Annotated in this window: 26 protein-coding genes; 3 read left to right on the forward strand and 23 right to left on the reverse strand. The window is 45.4% G+C overall.

The window, feature by feature from the left end:
• Nucleotides 1–14: 14 nt before the first annotated feature.
• From LUCIF_RS04120 to rnhB, 4 genes are read right to left on the reverse strand one after another with little or no spacing between them, the layout of a single operon-like run.
• Nucleotides 15–1,079: an HD-GYP domain-containing protein gene (locus LUCIF_RS04120; RefSeq protein ID WP_122626611.1), complete on the reverse strand. Its 1,065-nt coding sequence runs from the start codon at nt 1,077–1,079 to the stop codon at nt 15–17.
• A gap of 21 nt (nt 1,080–1,100) precedes the next feature.
• Nucleotides 1,101–1,400, reverse strand: a complete 300-nt coding sequence (locus tag LUCIF_RS04125) for an EscU/YscU/HrcU family type III secretion system export apparatus switch protein (protein WP_122626612.1) — start codon at nt 1,398–1,400, stop codon at nt 1,101–1,103.
• The gene (locus LUCIF_RS04130; protein WP_122626613.1) at nt 1,387–3,048 is read right to left on the reverse strand and encodes a flagellar hook-length control protein FliK; all 1,662 of its coding nucleotides are present in this window, start codon (nt 3,046–3,048) and stop codon (nt 1,387–1,389) included. Before LUCIF_RS04130 ends, LUCIF_RS04125 begins: the two co-directional genes overlap by 14 nt.
• Nucleotides 3,045–3,827: a ribonuclease HII gene (gene rnhB / locus LUCIF_RS04135; protein WP_122626614.1), complete on the reverse strand. Its 783-nt coding sequence runs from the start codon at nt 3,825–3,827 to the stop codon at nt 3,045–3,047. The genes LUCIF_RS04130 and rnhB overlap by 4 nt, the downstream gene beginning before the upstream one ends.
• Nucleotides 3,828–3,971: 144 nt before the next feature.
• Here rnhB and LUCIF_RS04140 point away from each other — a divergent pair, with 144 nt between their 5' ends.
• From LUCIF_RS04140 to LUCIF_RS04145, 3 genes are all read left to right on the forward strand, one after another.
• Nucleotides 3,972–4,424 carry an aminoacyl-tRNA deacylase gene (locus tag LUCIF_RS04140; protein WP_122626615.1) on the forward strand — a complete coding sequence of 151 codons (453 nt, stop codon included), beginning with the start codon at nt 3,972–3,974 and terminating at the stop codon, nt 4,422–4,424.
• 331 nt (nt 4,425–4,755) lie between these two features.
• Nucleotides 4,756–4,899 (forward strand): hypothetical protein, encoded by a 144-nt coding sequence (locus tag LUCIF_RS25955; protein ID WP_165865880.1) that lies wholly within the window; start codon nt 4,756–4,758, stop codon nt 4,897–4,899.
• 256 nt (nt 4,900–5,155) lie between these two features.
• Entirely contained in the window at nt 5,156–5,743 is a 588-nt protein-coding gene (locus LUCIF_RS04145; RefSeq protein ID WP_126720572.1) for a CBO0543 family protein, read from the forward strand.
• Nucleotides 5,744–5,805: 62 nt separating this feature from the next.
• Here LUCIF_RS04145 and LUCIF_RS25960 read toward each other — a convergent pair whose 3' ends face one another.
• The 19 genes from LUCIF_RS25960 to LUCIF_RS04240 form a co-directional block, all read right to left on the reverse strand.
• Nucleotides 5,806–5,997 carry a hypothetical protein gene (locus tag LUCIF_RS25960; protein WP_165865881.1) on the reverse strand — a complete coding sequence of 64 codons (192 nt, stop codon included), beginning with the start codon at nt 5,995–5,997 and terminating at the stop codon, nt 5,806–5,808.
• Nucleotides 5,998–6,489: 492 nt separating this feature from the next.
• A complete protein-coding gene (gene ylqF / locus LUCIF_RS04155; RefSeq protein ID WP_122626618.1) occupies nt 6,490–7,362 on the reverse strand; it encodes a ribosome biogenesis GTPase YlqF in 873 nt (290 codons plus the stop codon).
• A 29-nt stretch (nt 7,363–7,391) separates the two neighbouring features.
• Nucleotides 7,392–7,919 carry a signal peptidase I gene (lepB, locus tag LUCIF_RS04160; RefSeq protein ID WP_122626619.1) on the reverse strand — a complete coding sequence of 176 codons (528 nt, stop codon included), beginning with the start codon at nt 7,917–7,919 and terminating at the stop codon, nt 7,392–7,394.
• Nucleotides 7,920–8,065: 146 nt separating this feature from the next.
• Nucleotides 8,066–8,407 carry a 50S ribosomal protein L19 gene (gene rplS / locus LUCIF_RS04165; protein ID WP_122626620.1) on the reverse strand — a complete coding sequence of 114 codons (342 nt, stop codon included), beginning with the start codon at nt 8,405–8,407 and terminating at the stop codon, nt 8,066–8,068.
• Between the two features lie 99 nt (nt 8,408–8,506).
• A complete protein-coding gene (locus tag LUCIF_RS04170) occupies nt 8,507–9,079 on the reverse strand; it encodes an RNA methyltransferase (RefSeq protein ID WP_122626621.1) in 573 nt (190 codons plus the stop codon).
• 1 nt (nt 9,080) lies between these two features.
• Nucleotides 9,081–9,827: a tRNA (guanosine(37)-N1)-methyltransferase TrmD gene (gene trmD, locus LUCIF_RS04175; protein ID WP_122626622.1), complete on the reverse strand. Its 747-nt coding sequence runs from the start codon at nt 9,825–9,827 to the stop codon at nt 9,081–9,083.
• A 1-nt stretch (nt 9,828) separates the two neighbouring features.
• A complete protein-coding gene (rimM, locus tag LUCIF_RS04180; RefSeq protein WP_122626623.1) occupies nt 9,829–10,329 on the reverse strand; it encodes a ribosome maturation factor RimM in 501 nt (166 codons plus the stop codon).
• Between the two features lie 3 nt (nt 10,330–10,332).
• On the reverse strand, nt 10,333–10,740 hold the full coding sequence (locus LUCIF_RS04185) for a YlqD family protein (RefSeq protein WP_122626624.1): 408 nt from the start codon (nt 10,738–10,740) through the stop codon (nt 10,333–10,335).
• Nucleotides 10,741–10,754: 14 nt separating this feature from the next.
• On the reverse strand, nt 10,755–10,982 hold the full coding sequence (locus LUCIF_RS04190) for a KH domain-containing protein (protein ID WP_122626625.1): 228 nt from the start codon (nt 10,980–10,982) through the stop codon (nt 10,755–10,757).
• A gap of 6 nt (nt 10,983–10,988) precedes the next feature.
• Nucleotides 10,989–11,270, reverse strand: coding sequence for a 30S ribosomal protein S16 (gene rpsP / locus LUCIF_RS04195; protein ID WP_122626659.1), 282 nt, complete (start codon nt 11,268–11,270; stop codon nt 10,989–10,991).
• Between the two features lie 51 nt (nt 11,271–11,321).
• Nucleotides 11,322–12,668, reverse strand: a complete 1,347-nt coding sequence (gene ffh / locus LUCIF_RS04200; protein ID WP_122626626.1) for a signal recognition particle protein — start codon at nt 12,666–12,668, stop codon at nt 11,322–11,324.
• Nucleotides 12,669–12,670: 2 nt separating this feature from the next.
• Nucleotides 12,671–13,093 (reverse strand): YlxM family DNA-binding protein, encoded by a 423-nt coding sequence (gene ylxM, locus LUCIF_RS04205; RefSeq protein WP_207856949.1) that lies wholly within the window; start codon nt 13,091–13,093, stop codon nt 12,671–12,673.
• A gap of 36 nt (nt 13,094–13,129) precedes the next feature.
• On the reverse strand, nt 13,130–14,047 hold the full coding sequence (gene ftsY / locus LUCIF_RS04210; protein ID WP_207856962.1) for a signal recognition particle-docking protein FtsY: 918 nt from the start codon (nt 14,045–14,047) through the stop codon (nt 13,130–13,132).
• Between the two features lie 22 nt (nt 14,048–14,069).
• Nucleotides 14,070–17,627 (reverse strand): chromosome segregation protein SMC, encoded by a 3,558-nt coding sequence (gene smc, locus LUCIF_RS04215; RefSeq protein ID WP_122626628.1) that lies wholly within the window; start codon nt 17,625–17,627, stop codon nt 14,070–14,072.
• A 159-nt stretch (nt 17,628–17,786) separates the two neighbouring features.
• Nucleotides 17,787–18,047: a stage V sporulation protein S gene (locus LUCIF_RS04220; protein ID WP_122626629.1), complete on the reverse strand. Its 261-nt coding sequence runs from the start codon at nt 18,045–18,047 to the stop codon at nt 17,787–17,789.
• Between the two features lie 83 nt (nt 18,048–18,130).
• Nucleotides 18,131–19,180 (reverse strand): elongator complex protein 3, encoded by a 1,050-nt coding sequence (locus tag LUCIF_RS04225; protein WP_122626630.1) that lies wholly within the window; start codon nt 19,178–19,180, stop codon nt 18,131–18,133.
• 98 nt (nt 19,181–19,278) lie between these two features.
• On the reverse strand, nt 19,279–19,998 hold the full coding sequence (gene rnc / locus LUCIF_RS04230) for a ribonuclease III (RefSeq protein WP_122626631.1): 720 nt from the start codon (nt 19,996–19,998) through the stop codon (nt 19,279–19,281).
• Between the two features lie 3 nt (nt 19,999–20,001).
• The gene (gene fabF, locus LUCIF_RS04235) at nt 20,002–21,243 is read right to left on the reverse strand and encodes a beta-ketoacyl-ACP synthase II (protein ID WP_122626632.1); all 1,242 of its coding nucleotides are present in this window, start codon (nt 21,241–21,243) and stop codon (nt 20,002–20,004) included.
• A gap of 14 nt (nt 21,244–21,257) precedes the next feature.
• Nucleotides 21,258–22,205, reverse strand: a complete 948-nt coding sequence (locus LUCIF_RS04240) for an NAD(P)H-dependent flavin oxidoreductase (protein ID WP_122626633.1) — start codon at nt 22,203–22,205, stop codon at nt 21,258–21,260.
• Nucleotides 22,206–22,281 lie beyond the last annotated feature (76 nt).

Raw genomic sequence — 22,281 nt, forward strand, 5'->3', positions numbered from 1 at the left:
TGGTATCCCCCTATTCAGCGCTCAACAATATCTGCAATATATACGCGGGAATTTTGGGCTAAATCAACCTCAACCAACCGGTTAATGCGTTGTTTATTTTCATCGCTAATAATTCGTACAACCGGCTTTGTCTTATTTTCCCGTGTACTGCTTACAACGACCCCAAATTCTCCCGTATTCAGTCGTACAACACACCCAACCGGATAAATTGCGATGTTATCGGCAAATGCATTTACCAATTCTTCATCAAAATAAGTTCCGCCTGATTTCATGATAATCGCCAATGCTTCATAAACAGGCAGTGCTTTTCGGTAACTGACATCGGCCGTAAGCGCATCGTATACATCCGCAATCGCCACAATGCGCGAAAAGATATGAATTTCTTCCGCTTTTATCCCGCGCGGATAACCGCTGCCGTCGTATCTTTCATGGTGCTGAAATGCACAGTGGGCGGATAAAAGACTGATATCAGGATTTTTGCGCAAAACTTCAAAGCCATATTGGGGGTGCTTTTTTATTTCTTCCGCTTCAGCAGCCGTCAATCGCTCCGTCTTATTCAAAATGTCCTCGGCAATACGGGTCTTTCCCACATCATGTAATAGCGCTCCCACTCCCAGGTCCCGCAGCCGTAATTCGTCGAATCCAAGAGAAAGGGCAGTCATAATTGATAAAATACAAACATTGACGGAATGACTGAACAAATAATCATTTTTAGTGCGCATATCGGTAAAATTAAGTAAAACATCATGATTCCGGCTTAGCTCATCGGCCAGTGTATTGGTAACCTGCTTGGCCTGGCTGGCGTCAATCCCTTTACCTACCTTAACCCGGTCCACAATGTCCTTTACACCGGCCACGGATTCAATCCTGGTTTCGTCGCTGATCACATCGCTGATCTCAATATCCCCGGTTAAATCATCCTCAATGTAGATATAGGAAACATCTAACTCTTTCAAACGGCTTATATAACGTTCATTCAGTTCGATTCCGGCATTTAAAAGTACATTGCCTTCCGCGCTGTATAAAGGCTTAACCAGCTTCATGCCGGGAACAATATTTTCTAATAGTATTCGGCGCATAGTAACCTCCGCTCTTACTAGTTATCTGCGGATACGGCGTTTCCCGGCTTCCTGGTCCAGCCGGTATACATAGGCTAAAACCTCGGCAACAACTTGATATAATGCAGCCGGAATTTCACGATCCAGCTCTACTGCCATCAACATTCCGGCAACCGTTTTATTTTGATAAACGGGAACGGCGGACTGCTTGGCGATATTCAAAATATTCTCGGCGATTAAACCAGTGCCCTTGGCCACAACGCGGGGGGCATTCTGCCGTTCCGGGTTGTAATGCAGCGCTATGGCTTGTTTGGTTTCGTTGTTCGATTTAGGATTTTCCATTGTCTTCACCTGTAGTCCGTCCGGTTGCTTCTACCTGAATATTTGTCACCTGCAAAGAGCTGTTGCCGAAAGAATTCTGCAAGTCCGGAAGATAGGCAGCAAACACAGCAGCCTCATCTTCATCCGCGAAATTTACTTTCACATCGACTTGGTCACCCTGATAATAATGAAACGTCATATCTACAATTCCTACATTTTCTGTTGCCAAAGAAATACGAAGCCACACGTCATAATTTTGAACGGCACTGCCGCCCTTGCCATCCTTCTCCCGATAAATATGAACATAGGCCGGATACGGTTGCGGTGGATTGCCAAAATACATGGGAACCGTAAATACAGTGGCATTCGTACCGGAAGGCCCCTCGTCAGCCGGCGCTTCCTGCTTTTGCAGCGACATCCCGAGCTCCCGTAAAGAATCAGCGGACTGGCGCATTTTCCGGGCGTCCAATTCCAGCCATTTCGCCGCATCGGGCAATTTCATAAGCACCCAGGCGTCGAATAATTCCGGCATTACGAACATCTTTGCCGCTTCCCTTAAAGATGCGGGTGCCTGAAGCGAAAAAAACTTTATCAGCTTATCTAAAAAAATTTTTTCCGGCGCAGATAATTTACCATCCATTTCTGATAACAATTGGCCCTTCATTTGCTTAATTCCGGAAAATAATTTCTCAAAGTCGCCCGGTTGACCAAAAGATTCCCTTTCATTCTCCATAAAAACAAATTCCTGCCTTCCCGTTGCGGGAGCCGGCATCTCCTCCGTCCTGCCCGGCGTAAACTGGGTAACTAAGGACGACAGCTTTCTGGCTTCGGCGGTATCTGGGCCATTAGGGCCTGACGGAACTGTCCCAGGGGGAACATTGGCTCGCGTAGCAGGACTTGTCTTATCTTCGTCCCCGGCATCGGGCTGATTAAGCGACAGCTCTGCAAGAACCTTCCCTTCAGGATTCTTATTTTCTGCCGTCGTATCAGCAGGTACCGTCGAAAATCCCGTTGACTGCCGTGAGGGTGCAACATCCTTAATTAAATTGCCCGTATTTGCGCCGCCCTCCGGCTGGCTTTTCTGGGTTAAATTAGATTGGCTCCGGTCCGAAACTCTGCGGTCTGTTTTATCCTGCGCAAGCAACTGCGCGACCATCGCCAAAAGAACTTTCTCGCCCCCGCTCCTTTGGGTATCTGTCATGCCTGAATACTCCGCTTGAAAATTCCCTAAAAACTGCCGGAGCGTCCCGGCAGGATAGCCATCTTGTGTATCGGGAGAAAGCGAACTTGCTTCCGCCAAAAGATTAGCCAATGCGACCAGTTTCTCCCCGGTACGTGTTTGCCCCCGTACTAACGAAACCAGGCCCTGGGAAACTAAAATCCGGGCATCCAGGGATTGCTGTAACATTTCCTGTACGGGTTGCCGTACCGACGGAGGTAATGACAGCAACAGGTTTTCTCTGTTCACTAAGACTTGGCCGAACTCCGCCAAAGCGCTTTTCAAAACAATTTCCATACTTAGCTGTACATTGGCACTTGCCAGTTGAGTCTCCGGGGCACCGCCGTCCTGAGCCGCCAATAAATTTAAATCCGTGGTCTCTTGCGGGCTTGCTTCCATTATTGCGGCAGACGCAAGAGCTGTAACAGGCGAAATCGTATTTATACTCATGACTGTTTCCCCCATGACTTTACTGGTTCAAAAGTACGGCGGTGAAAGGGGCAGGGTCCATAGTTCCGCAATGCTTCCAGATGCTCCGGTGTTCCATATCCTTTATTGCGGCAAAAACCATACATAGGAAAATCAGTATGTAACTTATCCATAATCCGGTCCCTCTCCACCTTTGCTATAATGGAAGCGGCCGCAATGGAAGCACTTTTAGCATCACCGCCGACTATGGATAATGAAGGGACCAATAAATCGCTTAAAGGTACGGCATCGATTAAAGCACTGTCCGCCGTGGGGGAAAGGGCGGCAATCGCCCGGTACATACCTTGTATCGTAGCCTGGTAAATATTGATTTGGTCAATTAGTTCGTTTTCAATGATCTGATAACTGACAGCCACAGCTTTTTCCATAATTAATGTATACAATGTTTCCCGCTGTGAGGGTAACAGCTTTTTAGAATCATTTAACAGGGGAAAATGGCATTCATACGGCAAGATTACAGCGGCAATTACAACCGGACCGGCCAATGGCCCGCGGCCGGCTTCATCAACACCGGCAATAAACTGACAACCTTGAGCTTTTAGTGAGCTCTCATAGGCATACAGTTTTTTTACCCTTTCCCGTTCTTTCGCGGCTTTAAGACGGCGTTGTTCCCATTGTTGCAACAGACGAACAACCATACGGCGGGTATCTTTTTTCAGGGCCTGCAATAACTGCGGGGCTATGCTGTCGCTGTTTAATAACCGGGTAATCTGAGCAACTGTCATAGAATCGGTATTCACATAATCACCCCCGTATGTAATCTAACTTTAGTAATTCTTGCAAAGAAGAATAATCCCTTCCCTAAATCAAAAGATTGAACACCTGTACTATTGGAGAATTCAAGAGTATGGTAAAATAGAGTAAAAACTGAGAGGCTCTTATAAATGGATCTTGTTCAAAACATTTTGGAAAACGCTAAGGTTGACTATGAATTTATATTTCACGAAAAACAAATTTACTCGGCAGTTGAGGGAGCTGAATATTTTGGCATTAAAACGGGTCAGACCGCACCCACGTTAATTATCAAGACGGATAAGGGACATTTCGCTATCATCTTCTCGGGTAGCCGTAATCGCATCGATTTTGAGCGAATTGCAAAAATCTTAAATGTTTCTTGGGCTAAATTGGCAAACAAAAATAAAGTCCAGGAAATTACCGGCTTTGAACCTGGCAGTACGCCGGTCGTCGGCCTTACACTGCCAGCCATATTTGATAAAAAACTTTTACAATATCCCTTTGTATATGGAGGATCCGGGCAATCGAACCGAACATTAAAAATATCTCCGGTCACGTTAACCAAATTAAATCAAGTCGTTGCTTTTCTGGATAATGACTGAAAATAAAAGGGTCTTTCCCGTCTTCCGTATAAATTTCAGCTTTATGAATATACTATTATTAGGAGCCGGTAGCACATGGTGTGTCAAAATATGATTAGTCCTTGTACGATCATATTGTATCGGCTCCTTCCATAATATTCTTCTCTCTCATCTCGGGTATAGCCCGGGTTTTTTTATTTTTAAACAACATAACGATTTATTTGTAACCGTCAGAGATTTAGCAGCGTAATCTGCAATATAGGAAATAATCAGCCACCCATTTAAACCTTAAAATTGAAACATCTTAAAATGAATGAATTCCCTAAAGCAAACTGAGAAGGAGGTGACAATCGTGGTTATTGATTTAGATGAACGAAAATTAAGGCATGAAATCTTTCGAGAGCTTAGAGATTACCCAATATCACCTAGAGACCAGGAAAAAATTGCCGCAAAAGTTATAAACATTATAATAAAATCAAGTAAAGTTATTAAATAAAATCACGTCACCATTCTTAAGCTTCAAAAGTTTATTTCCTGGAAATTTATTCCACGTGAAACTTTTTCAACCGACATTGTTTAGAAGGATAAAAACTTGATAATAAGAATGCCCATAGCCTACTAAAATGTGGTTATGGGCATTTTCTCTCTGCTTTATGAATCAAATGCATTCCTAATAATTATAATGATCTTGGCATAGGTTACACATTATTTCAATACCTATAAATAACAAGTCTTTTTCGAGGAGGATATCTGTGAACCTATCCCCTATGATTCATCAGCTTGGGCTTTCGTTAACGGTAAATCAGTTATGGGTTATTCTTCTTTTTAGAATTTTTCTCGTTCTAGGATTTCTGCTTAGTGCATGGAAATGGGGTGACTGGGAAAATCAGGAAAAATATTACCCCACAATCTTATTTACAATGACTGTCGATCTGAGCGTAAGTTTTTTAGTTTACCGTCACAGTTTATGGAACTATCCTCCGGATGCCCTGGTAAAAACCCAGACAGTAGCGGAATTTATCAATTGTTTCTTTATATTAACCGCCACTACTTTTACCTACCTCTCTAAATTTCCTGCCGGCAATCGTTTATATCAAATTGCTTATATGGTTCTCTGGATTTCAATTTATAGTGGCTTAGAATGGATTGACTCTCAAGTGATAAAAGGAATTTACTATACAAATGGCTGGTCCTGGTCATCAACGGCTCTTTTTGATTGTATTATGTTTTCGATTCTTAGGCTTCATTATTTAAAACCTTTTTGGGCCTGGATAATCACTTTTTTAATAACTGCATTTATTTTAGTAGTATTTAATTTTGCTTCGGCAGAAATGAAGTAATTTAAAAAGCCAGTAAAATAAAAGACCGCCCCGAAGGGCAGCAGATGAGTTTTAGAATAACCCTACTGCAGCACGGTAGGGTCTATATAAATCTGATGAGAAATCGTATACCAAGTAGCAGCGGCAGCCAGTAACATATACACGGCATAGATACCAATTCCGAGAAACTTATTACTATTTTTTTTCTCTTTGTCTGCAAGATCACAATAGCCTTCATGGGAATAAATCTGGGCCATTACAATCATTCCTTTCATAAACAAAAGTGTATATTTATTTTTATGATAAATATACCATTCCCGATAATCAATGTCAATTTACAAAATTACTATAAGCTATACTGAAAAAGGAATACACCCAGCGAAAAATCTGCCGGGTGCGCTCACAATGGATCCTGACATCAATCAATGTGGCCTGAAAAATCGACTTTGCTGAATCAACCGATAACTATGTTATAGGGTATTAACAACTTGAAGAGAATTCATTGTCAAAACAACAGAAGAACAGCAGCAAAATGATTATGATTATGATAAATATCCAACTACCGCCAAAACCGCGACCTCCGAAACCCATAGAAATTCCTCCTTCAGTAAGTAATAACTCTCTATACACCATCTTATGACGGATAAATATATTGGTTACTACTATAAGGGAAAAACCGCTGCGCGGTCTTTTCTGATCCCACAAAAAAACCTGAGGCCAAGAGCCTCAGGCAAACTATTCTTATTGGATATCGGATGGCAAACACGCTATTCATTTCCTTGATTTACAGGCTCCGGAGGGTAATCCAGTGTAATCGGGCCTAGCTTACCGGCACGAAACTCCTGTAATACAATTTTACCCGCTTTTTCATAATCAATAATGCCGCCGCTGCGCAGGCAACCTCTTTTGGCACCGATCCTTCCCAACAGCTCCCCGTCGTCAACAGGCAGCGGGACCGAAAGCTGATACCGGGCAAGAAGCCTTTCGCTATGATACTGTTTCAGCCAGGCTAAAAATTGGTGAATCACCTTTTCCAAATCATATACATCATCATTAATTGCTCCCGTTAAAGCCAATTTGAAAGCTACGTCCGCATCTTCCAGTTTAGGCCATAAAACTCCCGGTGTATCCAGCAATTCCAGGGTCTTACCGATTCGAATCCACTGTTTGCCACGAGTAACGCCCGGCTTATCTGCCGTCCGGACGGCAGCCGTACCTAATAGCCGGTTAATCAACGAAGATTTGCCCACATTCGGAATGCCTAAAATCATGGCCCTTATGGCGCGTCCTTTAATCCCTTTCGCCGCCAGTCTGGCCATCTTATCGCCGCCTATTGCCTCTACCCGGCCGACAAGTTCCCGCATTCCCCGGCCCGTAGCCGAATTAAGTTTCACCACCGGCAGTCCTCGACCGGTAAAATATTTTACCCACCGTTCTGTCCATTCCGGCTCAGCCAAGTCTTCTTTATTCAGTACTAAAATCCGCGGCTTATTCTCAATCACTTCATGAATCATAGGATTGGCGCTGCTGACGGGAATCCTGGCGTCGAGCAATTCAATGACCACATCGACCAGCTTTAAATGTTCCTTAATCATCCGGTGCGCTTTTGCCATATGCCCGGGAAACCATTGAATCTCCATTCAACTCACTTCCTTATCGTCAATTTATACTAAGGAAGAGTTTTCATATGGTCAAGCGGCCAAAAAACCACCATCGCTTTTCCCTTTACTAAATCAAGCGGTACAAAGCCCACATCCGGAAATCGACTGTCTTCCGAGTTATTACGGTTATCCCCCATAACAAAAATCGTCCCTGGCGGAACCGTGGATAGAGGATACGAACCACGCATAGGTTCCAAAATATAGGGTTCATTCTGTAATTGCCCATTGACAAATACCCGGCCGTCCTTAATTTCAATTGTATCACCGGCCACGGCAATCACTCTTTTTATAAAGTCCCGGCTGGGATCGCGCGGATAACGGAAAATCAATACATCTCCACGTTCCGGTGTTTTGAAACGATAAATAAATTTATTTACTACCAAGCGTTCGCCGTTAAGTAATGTGGGCCGCATAGAAGGTCCTTCCACCATATATAATTCAACAATAAAGTGGCGAATGAAAAAGGCCAGTATAACGGCTATTAAAATCGATATAACCCAATCCTTGATTTCTTCTCCCAGATTTGTGTTGCTCAATATAACACCTCCTAGATAAAAACTCAATGTTGGCCTGATTGCTATTACTGCTCCCTGAATAAACGAAGTAAAATATTTCCTGGAAATATTTTACTTCGTTTATCGTGAAGAAAAGGGACTGTCTACAGTCCCTAATTATTATGATACTAACGTTTTTCTTTAATACGGGCTGCCTTGCCGGTCAGATTGCGCAAATAGTAAAGCTTAGCCCGGCGGACAACGCCTCTGCGGACAACTTCAATCTTATCAATGCGTGGTGAATGAACGGGAAAGGTACGCTCCACTCCCACACCATAGGAAATTCTTCTAACAGTAAACGTTTCGCGGACACCGCCACTTTGACGTTTAATGACAACTCCTTCAAATACCTGGATCCGCTCACGGCTGCCTTCTACAACCTTAACGTGCACCCGTACGGTATCCCCAGATTGAAATGACGGAATATCTTGCCGAAGTTGTTCCTGTTCTAACGCTTTAATAATATCCATAATACTTCCTCCTTATACTAGACGTTCATGCTGTTAGGCAGAGGACCGTCCGTTTTACACGACAGCAATTATATCATAACTTTACCAAAAACACAATTCCTATTCCCACCATTTTTCACCAAGCAGGCGGTCTAAAATAATAGCTACGGCGGCACGAACCGGTAAATGATTATAGTCACTTGGACCATAAATCGGCTCAAGAATATAGTCGAACTTTTCCATAACCGTTTTTTCCATCCCCCAGCCGGTGCCAAATAGCAATAAACAAGGCCTATTTCCCTGTTCAATCCGTTGACGCATGCTTCCATAGGATACCGTATTGGTAAATTTCCGGGCATCCGTTGTAACAATCAACGGATATTGACCTTCCTGCGAACGGATTGTTTCCGCGGCCGCAGTAATATCCGGCAAAATATCAAGGATACGGAAGGCTTCCCGCCGGTCGGGATTATACTCGCCGCCATAACCGGCCTGCCAGTAACCCATAATTTCTTTAACTAAATTCACTTGGCTTTCCAGGGGATGAATAATATAATACCGTTTTATACCATAAGTACGGGAAGTACGCGCAATATCATGAACATCAAAATTGGTCACCGCCGTGGTGATTACTTCACCATGCTTATTGTATATCGGATAATGTACCAATCCCAGGTAAACAGGTACTGCCATGCTAGCCTCCTGAAACTTCATTCATTATTTCCGCCAGCAATTTTTCATCATCCGGACTCAGTTCAATATTTTGCAATAAATCAGGCCGTCGTATTAGTGTATTTTTTAGAGATTGTTGGCGGCGCCATTTATTAATTCTTGCATGGTCTCCCGACAATAACACTTCGGGTACTTCCCAGCCGCAAAATTCCCGCGGCCTTGTATATTGCGGATACTCCAAAAGACCATGATAAAATGAATCACCCTCGGCTGCGTCTTCCGCCCCAAGCACACCGGGAATCATGCGGGCGACGGTATCAACAACCACCATAGCCGGCAGTTCTCCGCCGGTTAAAACGTAATCGCCAATCGAGATTGCCTCATCGGCAAGATGCAGGCGAACCCGCTCATCAATGCCTTCATAATGACCGCAAATAAAGATAAGCTGCCCGTACCGGGACAATTCCTTAGCCTTATGTTGGCTGAACAAGCTGCCGCCGGGACACATCAAAATAATCCGCCGCTCTTCTATATTGGTTGTCGTCAGAACATGCTGCACTGCCTGGTAGAGCGGCTCAGGCTTCATTACCATCCCCGAACCGCCGCCAAACGGATAATCGTCCACAATATGATGTTTATCGCTTGTAAAATCACGCGGATTCGTTACCTGAATCTGCAACAGTCCGTTGTCCTGGGCCCGTTTCAGAATACTATGGCCGAAAGGCCCCGCAAACATTTCCGGAAATAAGGACAGGATATCAATACGCATATTATTCCCATTCCTTCTGTAGTTCTACCATCATTTGCCCGGCCTTAATATCAATTTTCTTAACTACTTTTTTCAGCGCCGGAACCAGCACCGGCCGTTTATCGGCCTGTTCGACCACATAAACGTCATTACTGCCGGTCCGGATAATATCCGTAATGGTGCCCAATTTATCGCCGGCTACGGTATAGACTTTTAACCCGATAATTTCAAATTGATAATAATGCCCCTCCGGTAAAAGAACCGCATCTTTGCGCTGTACCTGAATCAGTTTGCCCCGTAATCCTTCCACCGCATTCATTGTATCCAGGCCACGGAACCTAAGCAGCACAAACTGCTTGTGGAAACGTGCGTCTTGAACAGAAAGACTGGTGCCGTCTTCCAAATATACCGTTTTTAAACCGTTGAACCGTTCCGGAAAATCGGTAAGCGGAATAACACGAACATCACCCCGCACACCGTGCGGGGCAACAATTTTTCCAATCGCAATAAAATTATCAGTCATAACTTAGCTGCGAAATGCCAGTATTTTGCCGTCTTCCAGCAAAATTTCCATACCCATCAATTTTTGCAAATCATCGCCTACACTTACGGTAATCAGCCGTTCCATCGTTCCTTGAACAATTTCCGCACCGATTTCCAGTTGAGCGGTTTCCTTCAGCTTTTCCAGCATATGATTTTTAAAATCCAGACGTTTCTGCTTTTCCGCATCAATTTGCTGCCGTAAAGCAGTAAGTCCCTGGGCATCCTGCCTGGCCTGTTCGGTCAAAAGGCGCTTACCGTGAAATTCAATTTGCTGCAACTCCATATCGGCCTTTTTTATGGCCTCCTGAATTTCGGCAGCTAAATGTTTTTTCAACTCTTCCGTCACTTTAGCCTTAATGGTCACCGGACATTTCAGAGTCATACTGTCCATAGTCAGTCACCTTCTTACACGATTTCAACCATTACTTTTTTATTTTCCCTGGTTGCTGCTGCTTTTACTACTGTTCTTATTGCTTTGGCAATACGGCCTTGTTTACCAATTACCTTGCCCATATCTTCAGAGGCTACATGCAACTCGTAAACGACGGCATCACTGTCTTCTGACGCTGTAACATTGACTTGCTCCGGATTCTTCACTAAAGCCTTGGCGATAACCTCGACTAAATCTTTCATAAGTTATCAAGCCTCTTTCTTAGCGCGCTTAATTTCATCCCATTTTTTCATGATACCCGCTTTGCTGAAAAGCGTCTTTACAGTATCAGTCGGTTGAGCGCCTTTTTGCAGCCAATCAATTGCTTTTTCTTCATCAATCTTAATCACTGCAGGCTCAGTCGTCGAGTCATAATGTCCCAGAGACTCAATAAAGCGGCCATCACGCGGCGAACGGGAATCCGCTACTACAACGCGATAAAAAGGGCTTTTTTTGGCTCCCATACGTTTTAAACGAATTTTAACTGCCACAAACATTCACCTCCTTCATAGAATATCCCATTATCATAATTTTATTGCTAACTAGCGCATAAACGGCAACCGGAACCCGCTGTTCTTCTTACCACTTTTTTTCATTTCCTGCAGCTTTTTCATCATTTTTCTGGCTTCGGTAAATTGTTTAAGCAGCTTATTCACCTCTTGGACACGGGTACCGCTCCCCAGGGCAATCCGTTTACGACGGCTGCCGTTAATAATCGCAGGGTCCTTGCGTTCCTTTTTCGTCATGGACCGAATAATGGCCTCGATCCGTTTGATTTCCTTCTCGTCAATCTTCACGTCCTGAAGCTTTTTCAAATTACCCATGCCCGGCAGCATGCCCAGAATTTGGTCCAGAGGCCCCAATTTCCGCACTTGTTCCATTTGATCCAAAAAGTCATCCAGAGTAAATTCCTCTTTCCGGAATTTTTTCTCCATTTCCTGCGCTTTTTCCAGGTCAATTGCCGTTTGCGCCTTTTCAATCAGGCTCAATACGTCACCCATACCTAAAATGCGCGAAGCCATCCGGTCGGGATGAAATGGTTCCAGGGCATCCAGTTTTTCACCCATACCCGCAAACTTAATCGGGCAGCCGGTTACGGCTTTAATGGATAAAGCGGCGCCGCCCCTGGCATCCCCGTCCAGCTTAGTCAGGATGACACCATCCAGTCCCAGTTGCTGGTTAAAATTTTCAGCTACGGTAACCGCGTCCTGCCCGGTCATGGAATCTACAACCAGCAAAATTTCATGCGGTTTGACCGCCTGCTTCACCGATTTGAGCTCCTGCATAAGTTCTTCGTTAATATGAAGACGGCCGGCCGTATCAATAATTACAATATCATTGGCATACGCCAGGGCCCGTTGAATGGCTTTCTGGGCAATTGTAACAGGATTCTCCCTATCACCCAGGGAAAAAACGGGAATCTCCAGCTGTTCGCCTAACACTTCCAATTGTTTTATCGCCGCAGGCCGGTATATATCGGCAGCAACTAATAGAGGCCGTTTATTTTGCTTTTTCAAGTAATGTGCCAGTTTGCCGGCAGTTGTCGTTTTCCCTGCCCCTTGCAGTCCAACCAGCATAACAACGGTCGGCGGTTTCGAGGAAATCGTAATCCGGCTCTGCGTTCCGCCCATAAGATTGGTCAATTCATCATTGACAATCTTAACCACATATTGGCCGGGAGTCAGACTTTCCATCACTTCCTGCCCGACGGCCCGTTCCTTAATCCTGCTGATAAAATCTTTTACAACTTTAAAATTAACGTCGGCTTCCAACAAGGCCATACGTACTTCCCGCATTGCCTCATTGACATCCGCCTCCGATAATTTCCCCCGTCCGCGGAGCTTCTTAAAAGTCTGCTGCAGCTTATCGGCTAACCCCTCAAAAACCATCACTACAACTCCTTTGGGAAATTTAGCAAAAGGCCAATTTGATGTATGGATTCTTGAATCTCAGGCCGTTGACGCATCTCGTCCGGCAGGGAGCAAAGCAATTCATGGACCTTTTTCATCACTTGCTGGTCTTGCTGATGGCGCTGCACCAGCTTCAGCTTGCTTTCATGCTCCTCCAGAATTTGTTCGGCCCGCCGGATAATATCATGCACAGCTTGCCGTGACACCGAAAACTCAGCCGCAATCTCCGATAAGGATAAATCATGGAGATAATGCATTTCCAGACATTGTTGCTGCTTTTCGGTCAATAAAGCACCGTAGTAATCATAAAGTAAGCCTACCCGCAAAACTTTGTCCAGCACAACTGTCACCTGGCTTAAAATCAATAACTTAAAATGCTGACAAGTAAATATACTTGTCAGCATAATTTTACAAGGTCCTGTTTTATTTGTCAAGCCTATTTACTTGTCAGCGAATAAAGCGCCGGCAAATTCTGCAGCATCAAACGGACGCAAGTCGTCCATTCCTTCCCCGATACCGATCCAGCGGACCGGTACGCCCAGTTCCTCTTTCACTGCGATCACCACACCGCCTTTGGCCGTTCCATCCAGTTTAGTAAGAACAACACCGGAAACCTGAACGACATCCCCAAAAGTCCTGGCCTGATTCACCGCATTCTGGCCGGTTGTTGCGTCCAAAACCAAAAGCGTCTCCTGCGGCGCATCAGGAATTTCCCGGGCAATCACCCGGCGAATCTTTTTCAGTTCGTCCATAAGATTGGATTTCGTATGCAGCCGGCCTGCCGTATCAACAATTAAAACATCAGCCTTGCGTGCCTTAGCGGCCTGTACGGCGTCAAAGGCCACGGCGGCAGGGTCTGACCCCTCACTATGTTTGATGAGTTCCGCGCCGGTCCGGCCGGCCCATATTTCGAGCTGGTCAATGGCCGCCGCCCTAAAGGTATCCGCCGCGGCCAACAAAACCTTTCTTCCCTGCTGCCGGTAATAATGGCCCAATTTGCCGATGGTCGTCGTTTTGCCGACGCCATTCACACCGACCACCATGATAATAAAGGGCGCCGGATAATCTTTACCCCCGTCGGTTTCTCCCCCGGTTAATATGCTGTTGATTTGGTCCTGTAAAAAAGGCTTTAATTGGTCTGCTGTCTGAATTTCATTCTTTTTAATGGCTGCCTTAATATTTTGCATCAGCTTACCGGTTGTTTTTACCCCCACGTCGGCGGAAAGTAAGATTGCCTCAAGATCATCCAGCAATTCTTCGTCAATTTTTCCATGCCCGGTGATTAACTGTTCAATTCGTTCCGTAAATGTATGTCTTGTCTTTTCCAGTCCCGTCTTTAATTTATCAAAAAAGCCCAACACTAGATCCTCCTTTATCGGCCTAACCCGCTTTATCTATAAATTTTACCGAAACCAGCCTGGATATACCTGATTCTTCCATAGTCACACCATGCATAATATCGGCAGCTTCCATAGTACCCTTACGGTGCGTTACCACAATAAACTGGGTATTTTGGGCATAATCCCGCAAAAAATTGCCAAACCGCTGCACATTGGCTTCATCCAATGCGGCGTCAATTTCATCCACTACACAAAAAGGCGCCGGGCGATATGCCAAGAAAGCAAACAAGAGGGCAATTACCGTCAAGGCCCGTTCGCCACCCGATAAGAGTGTTAAATTTTGCCGTTTTTTCCCTGGCGGCTCAACCAAAATCTCAATTCCCGTATTGAGTAGATTATCCGGTTCCACCAATTCCAGACAGGCCTTTCCCCCGCCAAAGAGCCGGTTGAAAATATCACCGAAATAATCGTTGATTGTCTGAAACGCGGCTTTAAACTGTTTGGCCATGGTCGTATCAATCTCGTTAATAATTGACGACAGCGCATCACGGGCAGTAATCAAATCCTCTGATTGCTGCTGTAAAAACTGATATCGTTCCTGCAATTTTTCATGTTCTTCAATGGCCGCAGGATTAACCGGGCCCAGAGAGGCAATTCCATTTTCCAGCCTCTCAATATCTTTTAAAATTTCTTCCGTGGCCCGATCGCAAAAATACGCCTGGGCCTCTTCCAAACTGAGGGCATAATAATTCTTCAACTGGTCCTGGCAATGGTCGATTTCATACTGGTATTTAACATGGAGCATCTCAATCTCATGCAACCGGGCTTGGGCGTCCTGGCAGCGACGGCGGCAGTCTTTGACCGCTTTGTCAAACTTTTGCAAAGCAGCCAGCAAATTAAGTTTCGCACCATAAACCGTTTCCTGTTCCTTAGTCAGACGGTTTATTTGTTCCTCCATTGCCGACCTGGCAAGAATTGTCTGCGCCAGTTCCTGCGAAAATTGCTCCAGTTGCTGCGCATTTTCCTCCTGTTCCCTGGTTAAAGCTTGAATCTTCCCGGACAGCGCCGCAATTTCATTGACTGAGTGAGCCTGTGACCCATTGAGCGCAACCAGTTCCTGTGTCACGGCAGAAACAATTACTTTTAATTCGGTAATCGTTTCGTTAACTTGTTCTTTTTCCTGTAATAAATTTTTAAGGGTCTCCTGCCAAAGAGCGACTTGCTGTTTATGGTCATTGTCCCGATTCTCCAATTCAACGATCCTGGCTTGGGTCGCCTGAATTTTTTGTTCCGCTTCCGTTTGTTCCCGGCTGCATAAGGAAATATCCTTGGCAATTGTCTCAACAGAAAAAAGCAATCGCCTGCAGTCTGCCTGCACCATATCTTCGACGGCAGCCAATTCGGCCAGTCTTAATTCCCAGCCCCGGCAGTGGGTTTGCAACCGATTCAGGGATTCATCCGCCTGACCCATTTTATTTTGCGCCGCCAATATGGCCTGTTGCAGGGAAACCTGCTGCTTTTTAAGCTCGTCCAATCTTGCCGTAATGTTTTGAATTTCATTACCGCGGCCTAGAAAACTGGCTTCCCGGCGCTGAACGCTCCCGCCGGTCATAGAACCGCCGGGATTGATGACCTCGCCGTCAAGGGTGACAATTTTCACGCTAAATGAAGCCTGTCTGGCGATTGCTAATGCATCGTCAACATTTTCCGCAACAACGGTCCGTCCCAGCAAATAATCAACGATCCCTTGAAAACGCGGTTCGCAGCTTACCAATTGGGCAGCAAAACCAACAGCGCCCTTTGACTTAGCCGCTCTGACCTCGAAGTCCCGGGGTTTGCCGGCTCTGACCGTATTTAAAGGCAAAAAAGTGGCCCGCCCTAAATTATTCTGTTTCAAGAAACGAATGGCCTGTTTGGCAGTTTCCTCATTTTCGGTTATAATATGCTGCAAAGCCCCGCCTAATGCGATTTCCACCGCCGTTACATAAGCGTCCGGCACGGTAAGGATTTGGGCCACAGCCCCGCAAATATCGTCACGCCAGCTTCCCTTGCTTTTAAGAATGCTCTTAATGCCGCGGCTGAATCCCTCATATTCCTGCTGCATGTCCGACAGAATTTTGCGCCGGGAGGATAATTCATTGACTTGCTCCGTCAATCTTTTTTCCTGACCGGAAAGTTCTGCAAAACGATGCTCTAATTCCGCTTTATCCTGATTCACTAACTGAATTTGTTGCCGTTGCTCCTGTAATTTAGTCTGCAGTTCGTTCTTTTCCGCTAACAAATTTTTATACTGAATCTCTGCCTGCTGATGTTGCGTACAATGCTCGTTATGTTCTCTTTCCAGCTGGCTTTGCTTGTTTTTAAGAAGGGCTAATTCTTTTTCCGTTGCCCGCAATTCATTGCGGGCGTCAACCAATTCCTGCAAATGATTAAACGTTCTTTCCTGTCCGTCCTGCAATTGCTGTTCCAGTCGCTCAATGGAAGAAACTACGGCTTGATACTGCTCCGCCTTTGCTTGCAGTTCCTTGTCAATTTCCTGCTTTTGCTCCTGCTTGGCTGCTATTTTTTGCTGATTTTCACCGCTGTGCGCTATTAATTCATTGCTTTGCCATTCCAGTCTCGCTTTCTCCTGCGTCAGCCGTTCGTCAGTCTGTTTGCCATATTCTTCTTTTTCACGCAAAACGGCGATTTTCCCGTCTGCTCTTTCGACCTCCATACTAATATGGCGGATTTCTTCCTCAATCGTTTTTAATTGGGCATCTTTTTGCTGCAGTTCGGCAGTAGCGCTTTCTTGTTCCGCCTCTGTCTTATTTAACTGGGTACTATAGGTAATCTCTTCATTCCTAAGCCGTTCTTGTTCGACGACGGAATGATTCAGAACTCCTTCGGCCTTTTGTATCTTCTTTAACAGCAAAGTGACTTGGTTCACTGTTAATTCTTTTTGCAATTGGTTAAATTGGGTCGTCCGGACTGCACTTTCCGCCAGCGGAATTAACTGGGTCTCAATTTCCGAGGTTATATCTGTCACGCGGCTCAGGTTTTGCTCGGTATCCTCCAGTTTCCGCAGCGCTTCCCTTTTTCTTTGCTTATATTTGGTTATTCCGGCCGCTTCCTCAAATAACAGCCGCCGTTCTTCCGCTTTATTATTTAATACCTCATCCACCCTATTCTGGCCAATGACAGCCATGGCATCCCGTCCCAAGCCGGTCCCCGCCAGAAGATCATGAATGTCTTTCAAACGGCACAATGATTTATTAATATAATACTCGCTATCGCCTGACCGGAAAATCCGGCGCGTGATAGTAACTTCATTAAAATCCAGAGGCAATAACCCGTCACTGTTATCAAAAATCAGCGAAACTTCCGCCGCGCCAAGAGGCCGGCGTTCCGAACTGCCGGCAAAAATGACATCTTCCATTTTGGCGCCACGCAAAGTGCGGATACTCTGCTCGCCAAGCACCCACCGTATGGCATCCGAAATATTACTTTTTCCGCTGCCGTTTGGTCCTACAATCGCCGTAATACCCTGGCCAAACTCCATTTCGATCTTGTCCGCAAACGATTTAAATCCATAGGCCTCAAATTTGCGCAACAGCAAAAAGATCACCCTTATAATTCAAATTTAGCTCACCAAAATTTTACCACGGAAGGACAAATTTGTACAATCCCTACACAAAAAGACCTGAAGGTCTTTAAGCAGGAAGAATCGTTAAAAAAACCTGTTTGCCAGGCAAACAGGTTTTTCAGCAGAGGATATTCAGCGTGGTTCGACGATAAAACGAATAGCGGTTCGTTCTTCTCCATCAATAGAAATTTCGGCAAAAGCAGGTATGGTAACCAGATCAATTCCATTCGGTGCAACAAAACCACGGGCAATGGCAACTGCTTTAATAGCCTGGTTGACCGCCCCCGCACCAACTGCCTGTACCTCCGCAGATCCCTTTTCTCTAAGTACGGCAGCGAGCGCTCCTGCTACAGATTTCGGACTGGATTGAGCAGATACTTTCAGTACTTCCATTACTTAACCTCCTTTGATGTCAGGGCTTTATGAATAAAATATTCCGCACGTTTCCTAAAAATTCCTTCTTTTACATATTTTATTTATAAAAAAATCATTTCCTTATTAATTATATATTGATGCGCCTGCCATTCAATTCTTAACTCATTTTTCTGCTCACCGTCGGCAATGAACCGGATTTGAACAATACCATACTCTTCTTTCCAGCGGCGAAGATTTTGGCCGGCAACTCCCCGCAATTTGGAATGATCCTGCGGATAATGATGAATCGAAAAGAAACGCGGTAAGACAGGCGTGCTCTCGAGAAAACGAACAATCATCAAATAAAAAAGATATGACTCCACCATTTCTCCAAAGGCCGGATGAAACGGTCCCGCCAGTACAACACCGGGCGAACATAATTCTGCCGTTGTCTGTAACCCGGTGCGAATTACTCGTATACCCTGCCGTTCGAAGACCAGTTTTAAAAAGGCGGCCTGCCGTACCGCCTCGTTCAGAGATAAAGGCTGAAAACGGCCTTCCGAATATAACCGGGCCAGCTTGGTGTCGGCAATAACCAGTGTCGGATAAATGCGGATAAAATCAGGCCTAAGCTGAATCACCTTGCACGCCGTCTCCATCAGACTCAGCCTGGTTTCTCCGGGAAGCCCGGGCATTAGCTGGATACCGCAAAGTAATCCCTTGGCTTTAATTTGACTAACCGCGGCAGTCACATGACTAGCCAGATGTCCCCGCGCACTTTGCCTTAGTACTTCATTATCAAGGGACTGTACACCTAATTCGACAATCGATACCCCGAATTGCTTTAAATTTTCCAAAATCGCTGCATCAATACAGTCAGGCCTGGTGGAAACACGAAGGGTCCTGATTTTTCCCAACTGCAGCCGTTCCCACGCCGGTGAAAGCAACTCTTTTTGCAAATTGAGCGGTAACGCGGTGAAACTGCCGCCGTAAAAAGCAACCTCAATATGCCGTTCCTGGTTAATACTCGCTAACTGTTTATCAATAATGTCCGCCACGTCCCGGGCGGCAACCGGTGTTTCCCGGCCGGTAATTTTTTTCTGGTTACAAAAAATACACTGGTGCCGACACCCATAATGAGGAATAAAAATCGGTATAATATAATGTTTCATCCTTCGTTCTCCCCGTTGCTCAGAATAAATTTGCGGACCAGCGCAGTCTATCCGGTATTAATGCAAAAAGACGGCTGAACCGTCTTTTTAATAATTAATCATATCCTATTCAGATAATCCAATGCTTGCTGAGCAGCACGCTGCTCGGCTTCCTTCTTGCTTTTTCCCGATCCTTCTCCCAAACATTGGGAATTTACCAGCACTCCGATTTTGAAAACCTTGTCATGGTCGGGACCATGCTCTTCCAGCACTTCATAGTGTATTTTGCTATCACTGTTTTTCTGCACAACTTCCTGCAATAACGTTTTGTAGTCTTTCTTGTAATCTCCTTTTTCAATCAAGGATAACATTTCCTGCAGTTGATTCAAAACGAAGGAACGGGCTTGTTCCAAACCCCGATCGAGATAAATAGCACCAATAATCGCTTCAAACGTATCAGCCAGAATGGAAATGCGCTCCCGCCCGCCGGAGAGTTCCTCCCCTTTTCCCAAAAACAGATAATCCCCGATCCTTAATTCCCTCGCCCGCTTTGCCAATGAGGGTTCACAAACGATCATCGCTCTGGCTTTGGTTAATTCCCCTTCCGGCAATTGAGGATAGGTCCGAAATAAATAATCGCTGATGATTAAATCAAGAATCGCATCGCCCAGAAATTCCAGCCGCTCATTATGACAAAAGGGATGTAATTTACATTCATTGGCATAAGAGGTATGAACCAAGGCTTGATGAAGCAGGGAAAGGTCGGTAAAATCCACCTGCAGTGTTGCCGCTAAGGCACGTAAAGCCCGGGACCGATGGTCAACAGAATGCGCTTTCATAACTTAGGCTTGATACTTTTTCAATAAAATAGTGGCATTGTGGCCGCCAAAGCCAAAAGAATTCGATATGGCCACATTCACTGCCTGGGCCCTGGCCTTATTGGGAACGTAATCCAGGTCAAGTTCGGGGTCAGGATTATCATAATTAATAGTTGGCGGAATCATACCGGTTTCGATTGTCAGCGCCGTAGCGATACATTCAATGCCGCCGGCAGCTCCCAGCAAATGGCCCGTCATTGATTTAATGGAACTCACAGCCAATTTATAAGCGTGTTCACCAAATAAACTTTTTATAGCTAATGTTTCATTTTTATCATTTAATGGTGTGGACGTGCCATGGGCATTAATATAATCAACCGCTGCCGGTTCAAGCCCCGCATCCCGGATTGCCATAGCCATACACTTGGCGGCTTGCACTCCTTCCGGAGCCGGCGCCGTAATATGATAGGCATCGGCATTATAGCCATAGCCGGCGATTTCGGCATAAATATGGGCGCCACGCGCCAAAGCATGTTCTAACGACTCCAGAATCACAATACCGGAGCCTTCCCCCATAATAAACCCGTTCCGGTCTCTTTCAAATGGACGGGATGCTTTTTCCGGTTCTTCATTGCGCGTTGACATCGCCTTCATCGCACAAAAACCGGCGACGGCTGCCGGTGAACCAGCGGCTTCCGTACCACCGGCGACCATCACATCCGCATCGCCGCGCTGAACGATTTTAAAAGCATCACCGATTGCGTTGGTACCGGTAGCGCAGGCGGTCACCACACAGGTACAGGGTCCCTGCAAACCGAACGTGATGGAAGTTTGTCCGGCTGCCATATTGCCAATCATCATCGGCACAAAAAACGGACTAATCCGTCCGGGTCCCTTTTCAAATAATGTCCGGAATTGTTCATGCAGTGTGTCCATGCCGCCGATTCCCGTACCGATGACCGTACCGATCCGGGTGCGGTCTTCCTGTTCCAGATCCATGCCGGCATCGGCAAAAGCCATTTTGGCCGCGGCGATGGCAAACTGCGTAAAACGGTCCATCCGCTTTGCTTCTTTTTTGTCGATAAACTGGGTTACATCAAAATCTTTTACATCCCCAATAATTTGGGTAGCATATTCACTGGCATCAAAGCGGGAAATTTTACTAATCCCCGATTTACCGGCAAGCAAAGCTTGCCAAAAATTATCTTTTCCAATACCAACGGGGGTTATAGCACCTAATCCTGTCACGACAACTCTCTTCTTCAAACCCATCACCTCATCTAATTTATCTCGTCAATTTCCTTTAATAGTCGGGAAAATATTTCTTTTACAGGCAGAATTTCTTTTATTTTATGAACGTACTCGCCGGTAAAAACCAGCCCGGATTCCACATCGCCCTGTTGTGCCCGAATGAGAGCTTTAATAATGCAAAAATTCTTGGCACAATGTTTGAGACACACATCACAGGAATCGGGAGTCGGCGCAGTACCTTCCAGAATTTTCTTTGCAAATGGATTTTTAACAGCTTGTCCCGGCAGTCCCACAGGACTTTTAATCAGTACCACATCTTCAGGTTTCGCTTTTAAATAAAATTCTTTTAAAGCCGGAGCGGCGTTCGATTCTTCACTGGCGGCAAACCGGGTCCCCATTTGCACACCGTCCGCTCCCAAATTCATGACATCTACGATATCGCGGCCGTTAATAACTCCTCCAGCACCAAGAACAGGAATATTGATTGCTTTCTTAATATCCGGTAACACAACTCGCATTGACTGATTGGTACCAAGATGTCCCCCTGCTTCCTTCCCCTCGACAACTACAGCAGCAGCACCCAGTTTTTCTGCCAGTTTGGCCCCTTTTATGTTGGAAACCATTGTTACAATTGGCGTGCCTGACTCTCTTCCCAATCCAAAAACATCCCGTGAAAAACCGGCTCCCGGTACAATAAGATCAATACCTTCTTCAATTGCCGTTTTAACAATCCCGATAAATTGTCTTGCAGCAACCATAATATTGATGCCTACAATTCCTTTAGTCAGTGAGCGGGCCAATCGAATTTCGTGCCTCAATTCATCAAAAGACATCCCGGAAGCGGCAATCAGGCCAATCCCACCGGCGTCGGCGACGGCTGCCGCCAAACGGGCCGTAGAAATTCTGACGGCCATTCCGCCCTGCATAATAGGTATTTTCGCAACAAGATGACCGATTCTAAGTTCTGGAAGTTTCAAGTAATAACTCCTCCATTCAATTGCAAACAACATTACCTTTAAGAAAGTCCCGCGAAAAAGAAGAATTTCACGGGAC

It is taken from the genome of Allolucifera butyrica (genome assembly GCF_900476375.1).
Lineage (GTDB): Bacteria > Bacillota > Negativicutes > Sporomusales > UPPP01 > Lucifera > Lucifera butyrica.

Coding starts and splice junctions, on each gene's coding strand:
- LUCIF_RS04120 (WP_122626611.1), bottom strand. CDS start 1,079: ATGCGCCGAATACTATTAGAAAATATTGTTCCCGGCATGAAGCTGGTT.
- LUCIF_RS04125 (WP_122626612.1), bottom strand. CDS start 1,400: ATGGAAAATCCTAAATCGAACAACGAAACCAAACAAGCCATAGCGCTG.
- LUCIF_RS04130 (WP_122626613.1), bottom strand. CDS start 3,048: ATGAGTATAAATACGATTTCGCCTGTTACAGCTCTTGCGTCTGCCGCA.
- LUCIF_RS04140 (WP_122626615.1), top strand. CDS start 3,972: ATGGATCTTGTTCAAAACATTTTGGAAAACGCTAAGGTTGACTATGAA.
- LUCIF_RS25960 (WP_165865881.1), bottom strand. CDS start 5,997: ATGAAAGGAATGATTGTAATGGCCCAGATTTATTCCCATGAAGGCTAT.
- ylqF (WP_122626618.1), bottom strand. CDS start 7,362: ATGGAGATTCAATGGTTTCCCGGGCATATGGCAAAAGCGCACCGGATG.
- rplS (WP_122626620.1), bottom strand. CDS start 8,407: ATGGATATTATTAAAGCGTTAGAACAGGAACAACTTCGGCAAGATATT.
- LUCIF_RS04170 (WP_122626621.1), bottom strand. CDS start 9,079: ATGGCAGTACCTGTTTACCTGGGATTGGTACATTATCCGATATACAAT.
- trmD (WP_122626622.1), bottom strand. CDS start 9,827: ATGCGTATTGATATCCTGTCCTTATTTCCGGAAATGTTTGCGGGGCCT.
- rimM (WP_122626623.1), bottom strand. CDS start 10,329: ATGACTGATAATTTTATTGCGATTGGAAAAATTGTTGCCCCGCACGGT.
- LUCIF_RS04185 (WP_122626624.1), bottom strand. CDS start 10,740: ATGGACAGTATGACTCTGAAATGTCCGGTGACCATTAAGGCTAAAGTG.
- LUCIF_RS04190 (WP_122626625.1), bottom strand. CDS start 10,982: ATGAAAGATTTAGTCGAGGTTATCGCCAAGGCTTTAGTGAAGAATCCG.
- ffh (WP_122626626.1), bottom strand. CDS start 12,668: ATGGTTTTTGAGGGGTTAGCCGATAAGCTGCAGCAGACTTTTAAGAAG.
- ylxM (WP_207856949.1), bottom strand. CDS start 13,093: ATGCTGACAAGTATATTTACTTGTCAGCATTTTAAGTTATTGATTTTA.
- LUCIF_RS04220 (WP_122626629.1), bottom strand. CDS start 18,047: ATGGAAGTACTGAAAGTATCTGCTCAATCCAGTCCGAAATCTGTAGCA.
- LUCIF_RS04225 (WP_122626630.1), bottom strand. CDS start 19,180: ATGAAACATTATATTATACCGATTTTTATTCCTCATTATGGGTGTCGG.
- rnc (WP_122626631.1), bottom strand. CDS start 19,998: ATGAAAGCGCATTCTGTTGACCATCGGTCCCGGGCTTTACGTGCCTTA.